Genomic DNA, 18,042 nt, shown 5'->3' with positions numbered 1-18,042 from the left:
GTTCTGGGGGGTGCCGGGGTACTCGGGGGGCTGGCTCATGTCCGTCCTAGCTGTTGGATTCAACTTGTGGCCACGCGCACGGAATCTGGCAACCCGGAACTTAGCAAATAAGTCGCCAGGACGCGCGTATTGTTTTCGCCGCTTTTCGCCCCGGCACACCCCGTCGCCCGGACGTGGTATGCCTAAAACCGTGTCCGACGGTCTCTTCGACCTTCCCGGCGCATCGCAGACAACTGACCAGGGCTTCGGCGTGTCGGCGGGTGCGCCGCTGGCGGTGCGGATGCGGCCGGCATCGCTGGACGAAGTCGTCGGCCAGGGCCACCTGCTGGCACCCGGGTCGCCGCTGCGCCGCCTGGTGGAGGGCTCGGGTGTCGCGTCCGTCATCCTGTACGGCCCCCCGGGCAGCGGCAAGACCACACTGGCGGCGCTGATCTCGGGGTCGACGGGCCGCCGGTTCGAGGCGCTGTCGGCGCTGTCGGCCGGCGTGAAGGACGTCCGGGCGGTGATAGACAAGGCGCGGCACGCGCTCCTTTCCGGCGAACAGACCGTGCTGTTCATCGACGAGGTGCACCGGTTCTCCAAGACCCAGCAGGACGCGCTGCTGTCCGCGGTGGAGAACCGGGTGGTGCTGCTGGTGGCGGCGACGACGGAGAACCCCTCGTTCTCCGTGGTGGCGCCGCTCTTGTCCCGGTCGCTGATCCTGCAGCTGCGGCCGCTGACGTCCGACGACATCCGCACGCTGGTCCGCCGCGCGATCGACGACCCCCGCGGCCTCGGCGGCCGCGTCGAGGTGCAGCCCGAGGCCGTCGACCTCCTGGTGCAGCTGGCCGCCGGCGATGCCCGCCGCGCGCTGACCGCGCTCGAGGTCGCGGCGGAGGCAAATGATGTCGTCACGGTCGAGACCATCGAGCAGTCGCTGGACAAGGCCGCCGTGCGCTATGACCGCGACGGCGACCAGCACTACGACGTCGTCAGCGCCTTCATCAAGTCGGTCCGCGGCTCCGACGTCGACGCCGCGCTGCACTACCTGGCCCGCATGCTGGTCGCGGGCGAGGACCCGCGGTTCGTCGCGCGCCGGCTGATGATCCTGGCCAGCGAGGACATCGGGATGGCCGATCCGACCGCGCTGCAGACCGCGGTCGCCGCCGCCCAGACCGTGGCGCTGATCGGCATGCCGGAGGCCCAGCTGACACTGGCGCACGCCACCATCCACCTGGCCACCGCGCCGAAGTCCAACGCGGTCACCACCGCGCTCGCAGCGGCCATGAACGACATCCGGGCCGGCAAGGCCGGGCTGGTGCCGCCGCACCTGCGCGACGGGCACTACTCCGGCGCCGCGGCGCTGGGCAACGCGCAGGGTTACAAGTACTCGCATGACGCCCCGGATGGCGTTGTGCCCCAACAATATCCGCCCGACGAGCTGGTGGACGTGGACTACTATCGGCCCACCGGCCGCGGCGGCGAGCGGGAGATGGCCGGTCGACTGGACCGGCTGCGCGCGATCATCCGTAAGAGGGGACGGGCATGAGAACCTTCACCGACGAGGAGATGGGCCGGCTGCTGCCCACAGCCAAGGCCTACAGCGTCGTCATCCTCAAGCGCGGCCCCAGGTTCGGCGACGAGTCGTCGCCGCCGATCATCTGGGAGCACGGCCGGCGCAACTTCGGCCTGCGCGACGACGGCGTGCTGGCGGTGGTGTTGCCGGTCACCGACGAGTCCGATGTCTGCGGCATCGGGGTGTTCGCCGCGAGCGTCGACGACACCCGCGCCATCATGGCCGACGACCCCGGGGTCGCGGCGGGGGTGTTCACCTACCAGGTGCACGAGTGCCGCGGGTTCCCCGGGGACGCGCTGCCCTAAGCAGTCGCAGTGGTCACAGGGTGTGAGCTGACGGCTTTGCGTGGGTATCTAGGGCGCAGATTTCGCCGGATTCCCGCCGTGGATGCACACGAAAAGCCCTAGTTACACACTCACGCCGGCCCTAGACCAGCTCCGGCACCCGCAAATGCGCGATGGCCAGCTCGAACTCGGCCACGTCGAGCACCTCGGCGCCCAGGTCGCGGGCGCGCCTGCTGCGCAGCTCGCTCGCCCGGTCGCGGTTTCGGGCCATCGCTTCGACGCTGTCGAAGCTCGAGCACGCCACCGCCCGCCGGCACGCCGGGTGGTCGACCATCAGGCTGGCGCTGCAGAAGCCGTCGAGCGTCTCCAACTCCGGGAGCACGTACATCCGGTAGAAGTTGAGGGACCGCTCGAGATGGTCCGGCACCACCTTGAGCCAGGTGGCCCGCACGCACGCTCCCTGATGCGCCCGATGATCGCGGCGCATCAGGGATATGTCCCATTCTTCGACCCTCGCCTGGCCGGAGAACATCATGGCGGCGCGGTCACGGATGGGCGCCACCCGCTCGGCGCTGGCGCGCATCTTCTCCAAGCTGTCCCACGAGCTGGTGGCGATGCAGGTGCCGCCCTGCCGATCAACCAACAGCGACAGACCGACATACCCGTCCATCTCCTGCAGGGCGGGCATGACGACATCGCGAATGTGCGCAATGCCGATGTCGACGGACAGGGGTTGCGCCTGAATGGTGGTGGAGCGTGCGTACATTGGTGAGCCTCCTTGTCGGGGCCTGGATTTGACTGGGCCCCGGTGGCGCCACCGGGGCCCAATGACTACCTTCCTCCTCGTCGGGGTAGGGGTGGCAATGGGCCCGAAACCGGATCAGACCAGCTCGGGTACCCGCAGGTGCGCCAGCGCCAGCTCGAACTCGCGCTCGTCGAGTTCCTCGACGCCCGCCTCGCGCATCGACGCGATCTTGAGGGCGGTCGCCTGCTCGCGGTTGCGCTGCATCGCGTCCATGCTGTCGAACGTCACCGAAGACACGCCGCGCCCGGACGCGCGGTCGACCAGCAGGCTGGCGCTGCAGAACCCGTCGAGCTCCTCGAGTTGAGGCAGGACGGACGACTTGAAGTACTCGATGCCAGGGTCCATTTGGCCTTGCGGCACCCTGACCCACGTCGCACGCACGCCGGCGCCGTCGGGCGCGCGGTGATCGCGGTGCAGCGCGGCGATCTCCCACTGCTCCACGTTCGCCGTGCCGCCGAACATTTCCGCGGCCCGGTCGCGGATGGGCGTCACCTGGTCCCCGCTGGCGCGCATGGCGTCCTCGCTCTCCCAGGCGCTGGTGGCGATGCAGCGGCCGGACTCCCGGTCGACCAGCAGGGACACGCCGATGCACCCCGCCATGGCCTGGAGTCCCGGCATGACCTCGTCGCGAACATGCGCTATTCCCGCGTCGATCGACGAGGGTTGCGCCTGAATAGTGGTAGAGCGTGCGTACACGATCCACCCCCTCTTTGTTCGGGGCAGCGCCCCGGTGGCGCCACCGGTCCAACCAGATACGTTCCTCCTGGCCGGCCGCGGTGACAATGCCCCCCGGGGGTGTGGCAGCCCTCACAAACGATTGGCCGGTGCCGCGGGGCGCGCCGTAGGCTGGACCGGGTGCATACCGATGTGCTGCAGGTAGACACCGCTCAGCGCCGCATCGTCGATCTGACCGATGCGGTGCGCCGGTTCTGCTTCAGCTACGGCGACGGCCTGTGCAACGTGTTCGTCCCGCACGCCACGGCCGGGGTCGCGATCATCGAGACCGGGGCCGGGTCCGACGACGACCTGGTCGACACGCTGGAACGGCTGTTGCCGCGCGACGAGCGGTACCGGCACGCGCACGGATCGCCGGGCCACGGCGCCGACCACGTGCTGCCGGCGATCGTCGCGCCGTCGGTGACGGTGCCGGTCGCCAGCGGTGACCCGCAGCTGGGCACCTGGCAAAGCATCGTGTTGGTCGACCTCAACCGGGACAATCCACGGCGGTCGGTGCGGTTGAGCTTCCTGGAGGGCTAGCTGGCTAGGCTGGGAATCCAATCGAAGCAAAGCAAAGCAACTAGGAAGAAGCGGACTAGAAGTGCAGACACACGAGATCAGGAAGCGATTCCTCGATCACTTCGTGAAGGCGGGCCACACCGAGGTGCCGAGCGCATCGGTGATCCTCGACGACCCCAACCTGCTGTTCGTCAACGCCGGCATGGTCCAGTTCGTGCCGTTCTTCCTGGGCGCGCGCACGCCGCCGTACGCGACGGCCACCAGCATCCAAAAGTGCATCCGCACCCCCGATATCGACGAGGTGGGCATCACCACCCGGCACAACACCTTCTTCCAGATGGCCGGCAACTTCTCGTTCGGCGACTACTTCAAGCGCCGGGCAATCGAGCTGGCCTGGGCGCTGCTGACCAATTCGATCGACGACGGCGGATACGGCCTGGATCCCGAAAGGCTCTGGGCCACAGTCTATTTCGATGACGACGAGGCGTTCTCGCTGTGGCAGGAGATCGCCGGGCTGCCGGCGGAGCGGATCCAGCGCCGCGGCATGGAGGACAACTACTGGTCGATGGGCATCCCGGGGCCGTGCGGGCCGTCGTCGGAGATCTATTACGACCGCGGCCCCGAGTTCGGCGTCGAGGGCGGCCCGATCGCCAACGAGGACCGCTACGTCGAGCTGTGGAACCTCGTGTTCATGCAGAGCGAGCGCGGCGAGGGCACCTCCAAGACCGACTTCGAGATCCTCGGGCCGTTGCCCCGCAAGAACATCGACACCGGCATGGGCGTCGAGCGGGTCGCGTTCGTGCTGCAGGGCGTGCACAACGTGTACGAGACCGACCTGCTGCGACCGGTCATCGATCTGGTCGCCACCCGCGCGCCGCGCGGATACGACACCGGTAACCACGAGGACGACGTGCGCTACCGCGTCATCGCCGACCACAGCCGCACCGCCGCGATCCTGATCGGCGACGGCGTCAGCCCCGGCAACGACGGGCGCGGCTACGTCTTGCGCCGGCTGCTGCGCCGGGTGATCCGCTCGGCCAAGCTGCTCGGCATCGAGGGGCCGATCGTCGGGGACCTGATGGCCACCGTGCGCGACTCGATGGGCCCGTCGTACCCCGAACTCGTCACCGATTTCGACCGGATCCGGCGCATCGCCGTCGCCGAGGAGACCGCCTTCAACCGCACGCTGGCGTCGGGTTCGAAGCTGTTCGAGGACGTCGCCGGCGCCACCAAGGCGACCGGCGCGACGGTGGTATCCGGGTCGGACGCGTTCACCCTGCACGACACCTACGGCTTCCCGATCGAGCTCACCCTCGAGATGGCCGCCGAGGCCGGCCTGCAGGTCGACGAGATCGGCTTCCGGGAGCTGATGGCCGAGCAGCGCCGCCGCGCCAAGGCCGACGCCGCCGCGCGCAAGCACGCGCACGCCGACCTGAGCGCCTACCGCGAGCTGGTCGACGCCGGTCCCACCGAGTTCACCGGGTTCGACGAGTTGACCTCCGAGGCAAGGATTTTGGGCATCTTCGTGGACGGCAAACGGGTGCCCGTCGTCGCGCACGGCGGCGATGGCGCGGACCGCGTGGAGCTGGTGCTGGACCGCACCCCGCTCTACGCCGAGTCGGGCGGGCAGATCGCCGACGAGGGCAGCATCAGCGGAACCGGTGCAAACAAGAGCGCCCGAGCGGCCGTCACCGACGTGCAGAAGATCGCCAAAACCTTGTTCGTGCACCGGGTCAACGTGGAGTCCGGCGAATTCGTGGAGGGCGATACCGTCGTCGCCGCGGTGGATCCGGGCTGGCGCCGCGGCGCCACGCAGGGCCACTCGGGCACCCACATGGTGCACGCCGCGCTGCGACAGGTGTTGGGGCCCAACGCCGTTCAGGCCGGGTCACTGAACCGGCCGGGCTACCTGCGCTTCGACTTCAACTGGCAGGGCGCGCTGACCGAGGACCAGCGCACCCAGATCGAGGAGGTCACCAACGAGGCGGTACAGGCCGACTTCGAGGTGCACACCTTCACCGAGCAGCTCGAGAAGGCCAAGGCGATGGGGGCGATGGCCCTGTTCGGCGAGGCCTATCCCGACGAGGTGCTCGTGGTGGAGATCGGCGGGCCGTTCTCGCTGGAGCTGTGCGGCGGCACGCACGTGCACAACTCGGCGCAGATCGGGCCGGTGACCATCCTGGGCGAGTCGTCGATCGGTTCCGGGATCCGACGGGTGGAGGCCTACGTCGGGCTGGAGTCGTTCCGCCACCTGGCCAAGGAGCGCGCGCTGATGGCCGGGCTGGCGTCGTCGCTGAAGGTGCCGTCCGAGGAGGTGCCGGCCCGGGTCGCCAACCTGGTGGACCGGCTCAAGGCCGCCGAGAAGGAACTCGAACGCGCCCGGCTCGCGGGCGCGCGGGCCGCCGCGACCAACGCCGCGGCCGGCGCCGAGCGGATCGGTAACGTGCGTGTGGTGGCGCAGCGGATGTCGAGCGGGATGACTGCGGGCGACCTGCGCTCCCTGGCCGGCGACATCCGGGGCAAGCTGGGCAGCGATCCGGCGGTGGTCGCGCTGATCGCGGACAACTCAGCGGGCGAGGGCAATTCAGTGCCCTACGCCGTCGCCGCCAACGCCGCCGCCCAGGAGCTCGGTCTGAGCGCCAACGAGCTGATCAAGCAGGTCGCCGGGGCCGTCGACGGCCGCGGCGGCGGCAAGGCCGACCTGGCGCAGGGCTCGGGGAAGGACCCGACCGGCATCGACGCGGCCCTCGACGCGGTCCTCAAGGCAGTACGCGAGATCGCGCGGGTCGGTTGAGTGGTCTTGACACAGCACCGCCTACCGGACCGGCCCGGCGACCCTGATCAGGACCCTGGGCGTGGTCGTCGGCTCGGTGTCGACGTGGGGAGCGTGCGCATCGGCGTGGCCGCCAGCGACCCCGACGGCATCCTGGCCACCCCGGTGGAGACGGTGCGTCGCGACCGTTCCGGCAGGCACGTGCGCCGGCTGGCCGAGCTGGCCGCCGAGCTGGGGGCCGTCGAGGTGATCGTCGGGCTGCCGCGCACCCTGGCCGACCGCACCGGGCCGTCGGCGGTGGACGCGATCGAACTGGCCGAGACGCTGGCCCGGCGGATCGCCCCGACGCCGGTCCGGCTGGCCGACGAGCGGCTGACCACCGTGAGCGCCCAGCGGTCGCTGCGCGCCGCGGGGGTGCGGGCCCGCGAGCAGCGCGCGGTGATCGACCAGGCCGCGGCGGTGGCGATCCTGCAGAGCTGGCTCGACCAGCGCCGCGCGGCGACCGGGGGGCTCACCGATGGTTGACAGCGCCCGCGGCCAGCGCGCCGAGCCCGAGGCGGTCGGCTCGCCACGGCGCCGGACGAGCCGGGTTGCCCGCAACCGTGCAGCACAGCGCAAGCGGCGCAAGCGCTTCATCGGCCGGGTCGCCCTCGTGCTGTCCGTCGTGGTGATGGTGACCGTCGTCTTCGTCGGCACCCGGCTGTGGAACACAATGTTCGGCTCCGGTGACGACTACAGCGGAAACGGCAAGCGCGACATCGTGATTCACGTGCAGGACGGCGACTCGACCACCATGGTCGGCGAGACGCTGCACAGCCAGGGGGTCGTTGCGACGGTGCGCGCGTTCGTCAACGCCGCGCATGGCAACGCCGCGATCAACTCGATCCAGCCCGGCTACTACCGGATGCGCACCGAAATCCCGGCGGCCAACGCCGTCGCGCGGCTGGCCGACCCGAACAACCGGGTGGGGCGGCTGGTCATCCCCGAGGGCCGTCAGCTCGACGACACCACCGACATGAAGACCAACGTGGTGAATCCCGGCATCTTCTCGTTGATCTCCCGCGCCACCTGTGTGGACCTGGACGGCACCAAGCGCTGCGTGTCGGTCGACGACCTGCGCACCGCGGCCTCCGACAGCGCGCCCACGACACTGGCGGTGCCGCCCTGGGCCGTCGAGCCCGTGACCGAACTGGGCAAGGACCACCGCCGCATCGAGGGACTGATCGCGCCGGGGACCTTCAACGTCGACCCGGCGTCGTCGGCCGAAAGCATCCTGACCAGCCTGATCAGCGCGGGCGCCGTGGAGTACATGAAGTCCGGGCTGCTGGACTCCGCGCAGGCCAGGGGGGTGTCGCCCTACGACATCCTGGTGGTCGCCTCGCTGGTGCAGCAGGAATCCAATTCGCAGGACTTCGCGAAGGTGGCGCAGGTGATCTACAACCGCCTGCACGCGCACCACACGCTGGAATTCGACTCGACCGTGAACTATCCGCTGGACCGCCGCGAGGTCGCCACCTCCGACGCCGACCGCGCCCAGCGGACCCCGTGGAACACCTACGTGTCGCAGGGGCTGCCCGCCACGGCGATCTGTTCGCCCGGCGTCGACGCGCTGCGCGCGGCCGAGCATCCGGAGCCGGGGGACTGGCTGTACTTCGTCACCATCGATGCCCAGGGCACGACGCTGTTCACCAAGGACTATCAGCAGCATTTGGCCAATATCGAGCTGGCTAAGCACAACGGTGTCCTCGACAGCACGCCCCGCTAGAAAGGCGGGGGTGCTCGGGCGCCCCATCGCCCATTCGAAGTCCCCTGACCTGCACCTGGCCGCGTACCGGGCGCTGGGCCTGAACGACTGGACCTACGACCGCATCGAGTGCGGCGCCGAGGAGCTGCCCGGCGTGGTCGGCGGTTTCGGACCAGAGTGGGTCGGGGTGTCGGTGACCATGCCGGGCAAATTCGCCGCCCTGCGATTCGCCGACGAGCACACCGAGCGCGCGGCCCTGGTCGGCTCCGCGAACACCCTGGTGCGCACGGCGGCGGGCTGGCGGGCCGACAACACCGACGTCGACGGGGTCGCTGGCGCCATCGGTTCGGCCTCGGGATGGGCGCTGGTCTGTGGATCGGGCGGGACCGCGCCGGCGGCCGTCGTCGGCCTGGCCGAACTCGGCGTCACCGGCATCACCGTCGTCGCGCGGGATCCGGACAAGGCCGCCCGGCTGGTGGACCTCGGCGCCCGCGTCGGCGTCGAGACCCGGTACTGCGGCCTGGACGACGCCGGGCTGGCCGACGAGGTGGCGGGCGCGCAGGTGCTGGTCAGCACCATCCCGGCGGACGTGGCCGCGCGGTATGCCGGCGGGTTCGCCGCGATCCCGGTGCTGCTGGACGCGGTCTACGACCCGTGGCCGACGCCGCTGGCCGCCGCGGTCGGCGCGGCGGGCGGCCGGGTGATCGACGGCCTGCAGATGCTGCTGCACCAGGCGTTTTCCCAGGTGGAACAGTTCACTGGGCTGCCCGCGCCGCGAGCGGCGATGGAGGCGGCGCTGCGCTAGCCTGCCGCTCCATGGCGGCCGGGGTGGTGGTGCTGTGGATGGCGGCGCTGAGCGCCTACGACATCCGGTCGCGCCGGCTGCCCAACGCGCTGACGCTGCCCGGGGCCGCCGGCATACTGCTGGTCGCCGCCCTGGCGGGTCGCGGGCTGCCCGCGCTGGCCGGCGCGGCGGCGTTGACCGGGGCGTACCTGGCGGTCCACCTTGTCGCCCCGGCGGCGATGGGGGCCGGCGACGTCAAGCTGGCGCTCGGGCTGGGCGGCCTGGCCGGCTGTTTCGGCCCGGACGTGTGGTTCCTGGCGGCGCTGGGCGCACCGCTGCTCACGGCGCTCGCCGGGGTGGTCGCGCTGGCGCGCGGCACGCGCACCGTGCCGCACGGCCCGTCGATGTGCCTGGCCACGGCGGGCGCGGCGGGGTTGGCCTGGCTGGGTTGAGCACATGGGAGAATGGCCGGGTGTTGCGCTGGATCACCGCCGGAGAATCCCATGGTCGCGCGCTGGTGGCCGTGGTCGAAGGCATGGTCGCCGGCGTCGACGTCACGTCCACCGAAATCGCCGATCAGCTGGCCCGCCGCCGCCTGGGCTACGGCCGCGGCGCGCGGATGAAGTTCGAGCGCGACGCGGTGACCATCCTTTCCGGGATCCGCCACGGCGTCACCCTGGGCGGGCCGATCGCGATCGAGATCGGCAACACCGAGTGGCCGAAGTGGGAAACCGTGATGGCCACCGACCCGGTGGACCCGACGGAACTGACGAACAGCGCCCGCAACGAACCGCTGACCCGGCCGCGGCCGGGCCACGCCGACTACGCGGGCATGCTCAAGTACGGCTTCGACGACGCCCGGCCGGTGCTGGAACGGGCCAGCGCCCGCGAGACCGCCGCCCGCGTCGCGGCCGGGACCGTGGCCCGCTCGTTCCTGCGTCAGGCGCTCGGCGTCGAGGTGCTCTCGCACGTCATCGCGATCGGCCCGTCCAAGCCCTACGACGGTCCGCCGCCGCGCCCGGAGGACCTGGCCGCGATCGACGACAGCCCGGTCCGCGCGTTCGACAAGGCGGCCGAGGAAGCGATGATCGCCGAGATCGAGGCGGCCAAGAAGGACGGCGACACCCTCGGCGGCGTCGTCGAGGTGGTGGCGCTGGGCCTGCCGGTCGGGCTGGGCTCGTTCACCAGCGGCGACAACCGGCTGGACAGCCAGCTTGCCGCCGCCGTGATGGGCATCCAGGCGATCAAGGGCGTCGAGATCGGTGACGGCTTCGAGACCGCGCGGCGCCGCGGCAGCCGCGCCCACGACGAGATGTACCCCGGGCCCGACGGCGTCGTCCGCTCGACCAACCGCGCCGGCGGGCTGGAAGGCGGCATGACCAACGGCCAGCCGCTGCGGGTGCGCGCCGCGATGAAGCCCATCTCCACCGTCCCGCGGGCCCTGGCCACCGTCGACATGGCGACCGGCGGCGAGGCCGTCGCGATCCATCAGCGCTCGGACGTGTGCGCGGTGCCGGCCGCCGGCGTCGTGGTCGAGACCATGGTCGCGCTGGTGCTGGCCCGCGCGGCGCTGGAGAAGTTCGGCGGCGACTCGCTGACCGAAACCCGCCGCAATGTCGAGTCCTACCAGCGCGCGGTCGCCGATCGGGAATCGCCCGCCGCGCGCGGTACCGCGTGATGGCCCCCAAGGCGGTGCTGGTGGGGCTGCCGGGCTCCGGCAAGTCCACCATCGGGCGACGGCTGGCCAAGGCGCTCGGGGTCGACCTGCTCGACACCGACGCGGCGATCGAGCAGCAGACCGGACGCAGCATCGCCGACATCTTCGCCACCGACGGGGAACAGGAGTTCCGCCGCATCGAGGAACAGGTGGTGCGCGCGGCGCTGGCCGAGCACGACGGCGTCCTGTCGCTCGGCGGTGGCGCGGTCACCAGCCCGGGCGTGTGCGAGGCGCTCGCCGGGCACACGGTCATCTACCTCGAGATCGGCGCCCGCGAAGGGGTGCGGCGCACCGGCGGAACCGCCGTGCGCCCGCTGCTGGCCGGGCCGGACCGCGCGGAGAAATACCGCGACCTGATGGCCAAGCGGGTCCCGCTGTACCGGCGCGTCGCGACCATCCGGGTCGACACCAACCGCCGCAATCCCGGCGCGGTGGTACGCAACATCCTGAGCCGGTTGGAGACGACGAGCGGGGCCGCCACATGACCGCCGCCCCGGTCACCGTGTACGTGGCCGTCGACGAACCGTATCCGGTGGTGATCGGCACCGGCCTGCTCGGCGAGCTGGAGGGCCTACTGTCCGGCCGGCACCGGGTCGCCGTCCTGCATCAGCCCGTGTTGGGCGAGACCGCCGAGGAGATCCGAATTCGCTTGGCCGACAAGGGGATTGACGCGCACCGCATCGAGATCCCGGACGCCGAGGCGGGCAAGGACCTGCCCGTCGTGGGATTCATCTGGGAGGTGTTGGGGCGCATCGGGATCGGCCGCAAGGACGCCGTGGTCAGCCTCGGCGGCGGCGCGGCCACCGACGTCGCCGGTTTCGCGGCGGCGACCTGGCTGCGCGGCGTCGACATCGTGCACGTCCCCACCACGTTGCTGGGCATGGTCGACGCGGCCGTCGGCGGCAAGACCGGCATCAACACCGACGCCGGCAAGAACCTCGTCGGCGCGTTCCATCAGCCGCTGGCCGTCCTCGTCGACCTGCAGACGCTGAAGACGTTGCCGCGCAACGAACTCGTCGCCGGGATGGCCGAGGTGGTGAAGGCGGGGTTCATCGCCGACCCGGTGATCCTCGACCTCATCGAGGCCGACCCGCAGGCCGCGCTGGACCCCGCGGGCGACGTGCTGCCGGAGCTGATCCGGCGCGCGATCGCCGTCAAGGCGGAGGTGGTCGCCGCCGACGAGAAGGAGTCGGAGCTGCGCGAAATCCTCAACTACGGACACACTTTGGCGCACGCGATCGAGCGCCGGGAGCGCTACCGGTGGCGCCACGGCGCCGCGGTGTCGGTGGGCCTGGTGTTCGCCGCGGAGCTGGCCCGCCTCGCGGGCCGCCTCGACGACGACACGGCGGAGCGCCACCGCAGCATCCTGACCTCGCTCGGCCTGCCGGTCACCTACGACGCCGACGCGTTGCCGCAGTTGCTGGAATACATGGCCGGGGACAAGAAAACCCGCGCCGGCGTGCTTCGGTTCGTGGTCCTCGACGGGCTCGGGAAGCCGGGCCGGCTGACGGGACCGGATCCGTCGCTGCTGGCGGCGGCCTACTCCGGGTTGGGGGCCTCATGACGGTGAACGTGATCAACGGCCCGAACCTGGGCCGGCTGGGCCGCCGCGAGCCAGACGTGTACGGCGACACCACGCACGACCAGCTGGTGGAGCTGATCGAGCGCGAAGCCGCCGCCCTGGGGCTCAAAGTGGTTGTGCGGCAAAGCGATAACGAATCGCAGCTACTGGACTGGATCCATGCGGCCGCCGATGCCGGTGAGCCGGTGATCCTCAACGCCGGCGGCCTCACCCACACGTCGGTGGCGCTGCGCGACGCGTGCGCAGAGTTGCGCGCGCCGCTGATCGAGGTGCACATCTCCAACGTGCATGCCCGCGAGGAGTTTCGGCGGCACTCCTACCTCAGCCCGGTTGCGACCGGGGTGATCGTCGGGCTGGGCATCGAGGGCTACCTGCTCGCCCTGCGCTACCTGGCGGAAGCCGCCGGCTAGTCGGCCAGGGCTGGCCGAATGTCCACTCTCCGGACATTGGTTTGCCGGCCCCGTCGCGGCAGTCTTAGCGTTCCATCGTGATGAACCGCATTGACATGGTGGAGCTCTGGGAGCAGCACACCCGCTACGAATTCGCCTGCAGGGACGCAGATCTCGCGGTGTCGACAATGGTGCCTGAGGCGCGCGTCATGCACCTGCCGACGATGAGCGGCGCATCCGGGCGCGAGGCCCTGCGCGCCTATTACGCCGACGTCTTCATCCCAGGACAGCCGCCGGACACCGAGCTTGACCTCATTGCCCGCTCGATCGGTGACGACGTCTTGGTCGATGAGTGCATCATGCGGCTCACCCACGACCGCGAGGTACCGCAGCTGCTGCCCGGGGTGGCCCCGACGGGGGTGCCACTCGAAGTCGCCTTCGTCGTGATCGTCAAGTTCCGCGACTCTTTGATGCTGAGCGAGACGCTCTACTGGGACCAGGCTCAGGTCCTGCGCCAAGCCGGTCTGCTCTCCGCTGCCACGCCGCCGCTGCCGGACACGTCCGACATCAGCAACTACTTGCGCGCCGCGAGGACCCGTTGATGCCCCGGGTGACGGTACGCTGTTGCATGGCCCCCACCGCGGGAAAGTCCGAACCAGCCGGCCCAGCCCGAAGCGTCATCCATACTGCCTTCGCGCTTCTCGACCTGGTCGCCGAGCTGCAACCGGTGCGGCTGGTGGACCTCAGCGCAGCCGCGGGGCTGCCCCATCCGACGGTGCATCGACTCCTTCGCCAGCTGGTCGAGGTAGGAGCAGTTCGGCGGGACGGCTCGCGCTACAGCCTGGGCGCGACTGTGCTCCGCCTCGGTGCGACGGTCACGCCCGTGGCCCGACTGCGCGTCGCGGCCCAGCGGCCCATGGCCGAACTCGCGGCACGCACCGGGGCGGCCGTGAGCCTGTCGGTCAATTTGGGCGACGGTCCCGTATACCTCGACACACTCGACGCGCGAACACCCATCCGCTACGTCGCGAAGTCGGGTGACGCCGTCCCGCCGGAAACGGCGCAGGCTCGCGCGCACTATAGCTGCGCCACCAGGGTTCCGGTTGTTGACGCCGGGCAGGTGGCAGCCGACTACAGCTGCTCCGCGATGGCGATACCGCTCGGTTCATCGGGCGTCGCCGTCGTGTCCACGTTGCTACCGACGGGCAGGCCCCCCGCCGGGATGATCGAAGCCACTCGCCGGACCGCCGAACGCATCACCGCGTCACTGCGGGCGCCGGTGTCCGAGCCGTAATCGTTCCCAATCACATCAACGCACCGCGCCCGCAGCCGAGTGCGAAAGACCCGCTGCGACAGTCGCTTTGGCGTGCCGCCATGCGCGCAGAAGAGGAGGGATCTGATGGCACGAACCGAGCATGATGCGTGGGATCTGGCCAGCAGTGTGGGAGCCACCGCGACGATGGTCGCCGCGGCGCGAGCGGTCGCGACCAGGCGTCCGCAACCGATCATCACCGACGAGCTGGCCGAGCCCTTGGTGCGCGCCGTCGGACTGGAAGTGCTGAGCCAACTGGCCAGCGGCGAGATCGATTCGGGGAGCCTCGAAAGCGACATCGGTGTTCCGCGGATGGTCGACATGTTCGCCGCCCGTACCCGCTTCTTCGACGACTTCTGCGTCGCGGCGACGCACGCGGGCGTGCGTCAGTTGGTGATCGTGGCTTCCGGGCTGGACACCCGCGCCTACCGGCTGGATTGGCCGGCGGGGACGCGGGTCTACGAGATCGACCAGCCTGACGTTATCGCCTTTAAAAGCGGCGCGCTCTCTGCCCTCGGCGCGGCCCCCACCGCGAGCCTGGAAACAATTGGTGTCGATTTGCGCGAAGCGTGGCCAACGGCGTTGCAGGACGCCGGCTTCGACTCAGCGCAACCCACCGCATGGCTCGTCGAGGGTCTTTTGATCGGATACCTGCCGCCGGAAGCAGAGGTCTCGATGCTGGACTCGATCATGTCGTTGTCCTACCGGGACAGCCGGCTGGCCGCGGACTACGGTCTGGTCACCGGTACGTCAGCAGAGTCCCGAGAACAGGCACGGTTGATGGCCGAGGGCTGGCGGCGACGCGGTCTGGACATGAACATGGCGGGTTTGATTTACCCCGGCGAGCACACCGATGCCGCGGCTCACTTACACGCAAAAGGCTGGGCTACAACGAAATTCGGGATCAGCGACCTCTTCACGGCCGCGCGGCTGCCGGCATTGCGCCAGGCGAGCCACGTGGGCTCGGCCGCGGCAATCAGCTTCGTCACGGCGCTGCGGATGTGACCGATGTCCGGCGATCCGACTAGTCCTACTTAGGTTCCGCGTCCGGCTTCTGGTCAGCGGTGCGGATCACCTCGGTCTTCGGCTCGTGGTCGGCCGCGGTGTGGATCGTCTCGGTCGGCGCGTCACGCTCGGCCGTGGCGACCGAAGCGGTCCGCTCCTCGTGCTGGGCTCCCGCCGTGGGAATCTCGCCGGTCGGCGCCTCGTCGCCGCGGACGGCCGAGAAGACGTCGGTGTCGGCCCGTTCGTCGCCCTCCCCGTGCGGGCGGGCCGGCGGGTTGCGGTCGACCCGCCAGCGGCCCACGGCCACGCCGATGATCCCAGGCAGGAAGACCAGCAGCGCGGTGAAGGCCGCGAACGTCGTCACCTCGTTGATCAGGCCCCCGGTGTACAGGCCGGAGTACGCGAGCGCGATGAGCCAGGAGACGGCGCCGCTGAGGATGCCGGCCAACAGGCCGGCCAGCAGCCACGTCATCGCCAGATCCTGTCGGCGGTCCGGATCCGGCTGCGCCTTGGCGTCCGCCCGACCGTCTAGCACCCCCCACACGACGACGCCGACCACGAACAAGAGCAGCAGCACGACGCTGATCAGCCCGGCCTGTGTTTGCCACGCGTTGATCAGTGCACCTTGTATCAAACGGACGACGACCATCGCGGCGGCGAACACCAATCCGCGCAGCATCCAGTTCCTCATGAAGGGAAAGCGTAGCGAGTACCGTCAAGGGTCGTGACACATTCCCAGCGCCGAGAAAAGCTGAAAGCGCAGATCGGGGCCAGCGGGCTGGACGCGATGCTGGTCACGGACCTGGTCAACGTGCGGTACCTGTCCGGATTCTCAGGATCGAACGGCGCGCTGCTGGTGTTTGCCGACGACCGCGAACCCGTGCTGGCCACCGACGGCCGGTACCGCACCCAGGCCGCCGAGCAGGCGCCCGACCTCGAGGTTGCCATCGAGCGGGCCGTCGGCCGTTACCTGGCGGGCCGGGCCGTCGACGCCGCCGTCGGCAAGCTGGGCTTTGAGAGCAATGTGGTCACCGTCGACGGCTTCGACGCGCTGACGAGCGAGGTCGAGCAGCACAAGGGATCGACGGAGTTGGTGCGGGCCGCCGGGACCGTCGAGGGATTGCGCGAGGTCAAGGACGCGGGGGAGGTCGCGCTGCTGCGCCTGGCCTGTGAGGCGGCCGACGCCGCGTTGACCGATCTGGTGGCGCGCGGCGGCCTGCGGCCCGGCCGGACCGAACGCGAGGTGAGTCGCGAGCTGGAGTCGCTGATGCTCGACCACGGCGCGGACGCGATCTCGTTCGAGACCATCGTGGCCGCCGGGCCGAATTCGGCCATCCCGCACCACCGCCCGACCGACGCGGTGCTGGCCGACGGCGACTTCGTCAAGATCGACTTCGGCGCCCTGGTCGCCGGCTACCACTCCGACATGACCCGCACCTTCGTGCTGGGCAAGGCCGCCGACTGGCAGCTGGACATCTACCAGCTGGTCGCCGACGCGCAGCGGGCCGGCCGGGAGGCGCTGAAGCCCGGCGCCAATCTGCGCGAGGTCGACGGCGCCGCGCGCCAGCTGATCGCCGACGCCGGGTACGCCGAGCAGTTCGGCCACGGCTTGGGGCACGGCGTGGGCCTGCAGATCCACGAGGCGCCGGGGATCGGGGCCACGTCCACCGGCGCGCTGCTGGCGGGGTCGGTGGTCACCGTGGAGCCGGGCGTCTACCTGCCTGGTCGCGGCGGCGTGCGCATCGAGGACACCCTCGTCGTGCCGGACGGCGCCGACCGGCACGGCCCCGAACTGCTGACCCGGTTCCCCAAAGAGCTGGCCGTCCTGACCTAACTGGTGCCGTTGGTGCCATGGGCGCCGAACAGCGCGCCGCCGGTCCCGCCGGCGCCGCCATGACCATCGGTGAGGCCGGTACCGGCGTTGCCGCCGTTGCCGCCGCTGCCGACCAGGATCGCGTTCCCGCCGTTCCCGCCGTTGCCGCCGCCGTAGCCGCCGCTGCCCCTGCCGCCGCCACCCCCGTTGCCGACGAGCCCGGCACCGCCGCCATTGCCGCCGTCCCCGCCGTTGTCGGCGGCGCCGCCGGGACCGCCGACCCCGCCGTTGCCGAACAGCGCGCCGGCCGTGCCACCGTCGCCGCCCCTGCCGCCGACGGGTGCGCCGTTGTGGTTGGTGTCCTGTCCGCCTCCACCGCCGGCGCCGCCGTCGCCGAAGAGGACGCCGCCGTGCCCTCCGGCGCCGCCGTCACCGCCGTTGAAGCCAGCGGTGCTGCCGCCGAGACCGCCGCCGCCGCCGTTGCCGTAGATCATGCCGCCGTTGCCGCCGGCGCCGCCGGCGCCGCCGAAGGCGGTACTGCCGGCGCCGCCGGTGCCCCCGAATCCGCCGTTGCCGAATAGGAAGGCCGAGCCGCCGGCGCCGCCGACTCCGCCAAAGAGGACGGAGCTCCCGCCCGGGCCACCGTTTCCGCCATTGCCGTAGATGAGGCCACCCGCCCCGCCGGCACCGCCGGCGGCGCCGGTGCCGCCTTCACCGCCCATACCGCCGTTGCCGAACAGCCCGGCCGGGCCGCCGGCGCCGCCGATAGCGTCCGCGTTGGTGCTGGTGCCGCCGTTGCCGCCGTTGCCCCACAGGATCCCGCCCGCCTGACCGGGCGTGCCGATGCCCTGAGCGTTGGTTATGCCGTCGGCGCCGTTGCCGATCAGCGGGCGTCCCAGCAGTAGGTTGGTGGGCTCGTTGATCACTCCGAGGATGTCCTGCTCGAGGGTTTGCAGCGGGCCGGTATTGGCGGCCTCGGCGCCGGCGTACTGCGCCACCCCGGCGTTCATCAGCCCGACGAATTGCTGGTGGAAGGCCGCCGC

General features: G+C 70.7%; 20 protein-coding genes. 16 read left to right on the top strand and 4 right to left on the bottom strand.

All coding sequences use genetic code 11. The features are described 5' to 3' along the window. The first annotated feature begins 178 nt into the window (after nucleotides 1-178). Nucleotides 179-1,528, top strand: coding sequence for a replication-associated recombination protein A (locus tag A5706_RS11420; RefSeq protein ID WP_068130346.1), 1,350 nt, complete (start codon nucleotides 179-181; stop codon nucleotides 1,526-1,528). After that, nucleotides 1,525-1,860 carry a hypothetical protein gene (locus A5706_RS11415; protein WP_068130344.1) on the top strand — a complete coding sequence of 112 codons (336 nt, stop codon included), beginning with the start codon at nucleotides 1,525-1,527 and terminating at the stop codon, nucleotides 1,858-1,860. The genes A5706_RS11420 and A5706_RS11415 overlap by 4 nt, the downstream gene beginning before the upstream one ends. Nucleotides 1,861-1,981: 121 nt before the next feature. On the opposite strand, the gene A5706_RS11410 is transcribed toward A5706_RS11415, so the two are convergent. Both A5706_RS11410 and A5706_RS11405 read right to left on the bottom strand, forming a co-directional pair. Continuing rightward, nucleotides 1,982-2,605, bottom strand: coding sequence for a hypothetical protein (locus A5706_RS11410; RefSeq protein WP_068130340.1), 624 nt, complete (start codon nucleotides 2,603-2,605; stop codon nucleotides 1,982-1,984). A 114-nt stretch (nucleotides 2,606-2,719) separates the two neighbouring features. Beyond that, on the bottom strand, nucleotides 2,720-3,340 hold the full coding sequence (locus A5706_RS11405) for an antibiotic biosynthesis monooxygenase (protein WP_068130337.1): 621 nt from the start codon (nucleotides 3,338-3,340) through the stop codon (nucleotides 2,720-2,722). A 171-nt stretch (nucleotides 3,341-3,511) separates the two neighbouring features. On the opposite strand from A5706_RS11405, the gene A5706_RS11400 reads away from it, so the two are divergent. The 13 genes from A5706_RS11400 (at nucleotide 3,512) to A5706_RS11340 (ending at nucleotide 15,186) form a co-directional block, all read left to right on the top strand. After that, on the top strand, nucleotides 3,512-3,901 hold the full coding sequence (locus A5706_RS11400) for a secondary thiamine-phosphate synthase enzyme YjbQ (RefSeq protein WP_193376520.1): 390 nt from the start codon (nucleotides 3,512-3,514) through the stop codon (nucleotides 3,899-3,901). A gap of 61 nt (nucleotides 3,902-3,962) precedes the next feature. Beyond that, the gene (gene alaS, locus A5706_RS11395) at nucleotides 3,963-6,674 is read left to right on the top strand and encodes an alanine--tRNA ligase (protein WP_068130335.1); all 2,712 of its coding nucleotides are present in this window, start codon (nucleotides 3,963-3,965) and stop codon (nucleotides 6,672-6,674) included. Further along, on the top strand, nucleotides 6,675-7,178 hold the full coding sequence (gene ruvX / locus A5706_RS11390; RefSeq protein WP_068130333.1) for a Holliday junction resolvase RuvX: 504 nt from the start codon (nucleotides 6,675-6,677) through the stop codon (nucleotides 7,176-7,178). Beyond that, nucleotides 7,171-8,418, top strand: coding sequence for an endolytic transglycosylase MltG (gene mltG, locus A5706_RS11385; RefSeq protein WP_068130328.1), 1,248 nt, complete (start codon nucleotides 7,171-7,173; stop codon nucleotides 8,416-8,418). Before ruvX ends, mltG begins: the two co-directional genes overlap by 8 nt. After that, complete coding sequence (locus A5706_RS11380) at nucleotides 8,393-9,202, top strand: shikimate dehydrogenase (RefSeq protein ID WP_231985188.1); 810 nt, start codon at nucleotides 8,393-8,395, stop codon at nucleotides 9,200-9,202. The genes mltG and A5706_RS11380 overlap by 26 nt, the downstream gene beginning before the upstream one ends. An 11-nt stretch (nucleotides 9,203-9,213) precedes the next feature. Beyond that, complete coding sequence (locus A5706_RS11375; protein ID WP_068130325.1) at nucleotides 9,214-9,633, top strand: A24 family peptidase; 420 nt, start codon at nucleotides 9,214-9,216, stop codon at nucleotides 9,631-9,633. Between the two features lie 20 nt (nucleotides 9,634-9,653). Then, nucleotides 9,654-10,859: a chorismate synthase gene (aroC, locus tag A5706_RS11370; RefSeq protein ID WP_068130320.1), complete on the top strand. Its 1,206-nt coding sequence runs from the start codon at nucleotides 9,654-9,656 to the stop codon at nucleotides 10,857-10,859. Next, nucleotides 10,859-11,383, top strand: a complete 525-nt coding sequence (locus tag A5706_RS11365) for a shikimate kinase (RefSeq protein ID WP_068130317.1) — start codon at nucleotides 10,859-10,861, stop codon at nucleotides 11,381-11,383. Before aroC ends, A5706_RS11365 begins: the two co-directional genes overlap by 1 nt. Next, complete coding sequence (gene aroB, locus A5706_RS11360; protein ID WP_068130314.1) at nucleotides 11,380-12,462, top strand: 3-dehydroquinate synthase; 1,083 nt, start codon at nucleotides 11,380-11,382, stop codon at nucleotides 12,460-12,462. Before A5706_RS11365 ends, aroB begins: the two co-directional genes overlap by 4 nt. Next, the gene (aroQ, locus tag A5706_RS11355; RefSeq protein WP_068130311.1) at nucleotides 12,459-12,890 is read left to right on the top strand and encodes a type II 3-dehydroquinate dehydratase; all 432 of its coding nucleotides are present in this window, start codon (nucleotides 12,459-12,461) and stop codon (nucleotides 12,888-12,890) included. The genes aroB and aroQ overlap by 4 nt, the downstream gene beginning before the upstream one ends. Nucleotides 12,891-12,967: 77 nt before the next feature. After that, nucleotides 12,968-13,471, top strand: coding sequence for a nuclear transport factor 2 family protein (locus tag A5706_RS11350; RefSeq protein WP_068130308.1), 504 nt, complete (start codon nucleotides 12,968-12,970; stop codon nucleotides 13,469-13,471). 26 nt (nucleotides 13,472-13,497) lie between these two features. Beyond that, nucleotides 13,498-14,163 (top strand): helix-turn-helix domain-containing protein, encoded by a 666-nt coding sequence (locus A5706_RS11345; RefSeq protein WP_068130306.1) that lies wholly within the window; start codon nucleotides 13,498-13,500, stop codon nucleotides 14,161-14,163. Nucleotides 14,164-14,268: 105 nt separating this feature from the next. After that, nucleotides 14,269-15,186 (top strand): SAM-dependent methyltransferase, encoded by a 918-nt coding sequence (locus tag A5706_RS11340; RefSeq protein ID WP_068130303.1) that lies wholly within the window; start codon nucleotides 14,269-14,271, stop codon nucleotides 15,184-15,186. A 25-nt stretch (nucleotides 15,187-15,211) separates the two neighbouring features. Here A5706_RS11340 and A5706_RS11335 read toward each other — a convergent pair whose 3' ends face one another. Continuing rightward, nucleotides 15,212-15,877, bottom strand: a complete 666-nt coding sequence (locus tag A5706_RS11335) for a B-4DMT family transporter (protein ID WP_197517809.1) — start codon at nucleotides 15,875-15,877, stop codon at nucleotides 15,212-15,214. A gap of 33 nt (nucleotides 15,878-15,910) precedes the next feature. On the opposite strand from A5706_RS11335, the gene A5706_RS11330 reads away from it, so the two are divergent. Then, nucleotides 15,911-17,020, top strand: coding sequence for a Xaa-Pro peptidase family protein (locus A5706_RS11330; protein WP_068130300.1), 1,110 nt, complete (start codon nucleotides 15,911-15,913; stop codon nucleotides 17,018-17,020). Here A5706_RS11330 and A5706_RS33570 read toward each other — a convergent pair. Further along, the coding region (locus tag A5706_RS33570; RefSeq protein ID WP_068130297.1) for a PE family protein at nucleotides 17,017-18,042 on the bottom strand (1,026 nt) is incomplete at its 5' end. The two genes, A5706_RS11330 and A5706_RS33570, sit on opposite strands and share 4 nt — an antisense overlap.

The organism is Mycobacterium sp. E796 (genome assembly GCF_001672815.1).
Classification (GTDB): Bacteria; Actinomycetota; Actinomycetes; order Mycobacteriales; family Mycobacteriaceae; genus Mycobacterium.
This window is presented reverse-complemented; position numbering and strand designations above follow the sequence as displayed.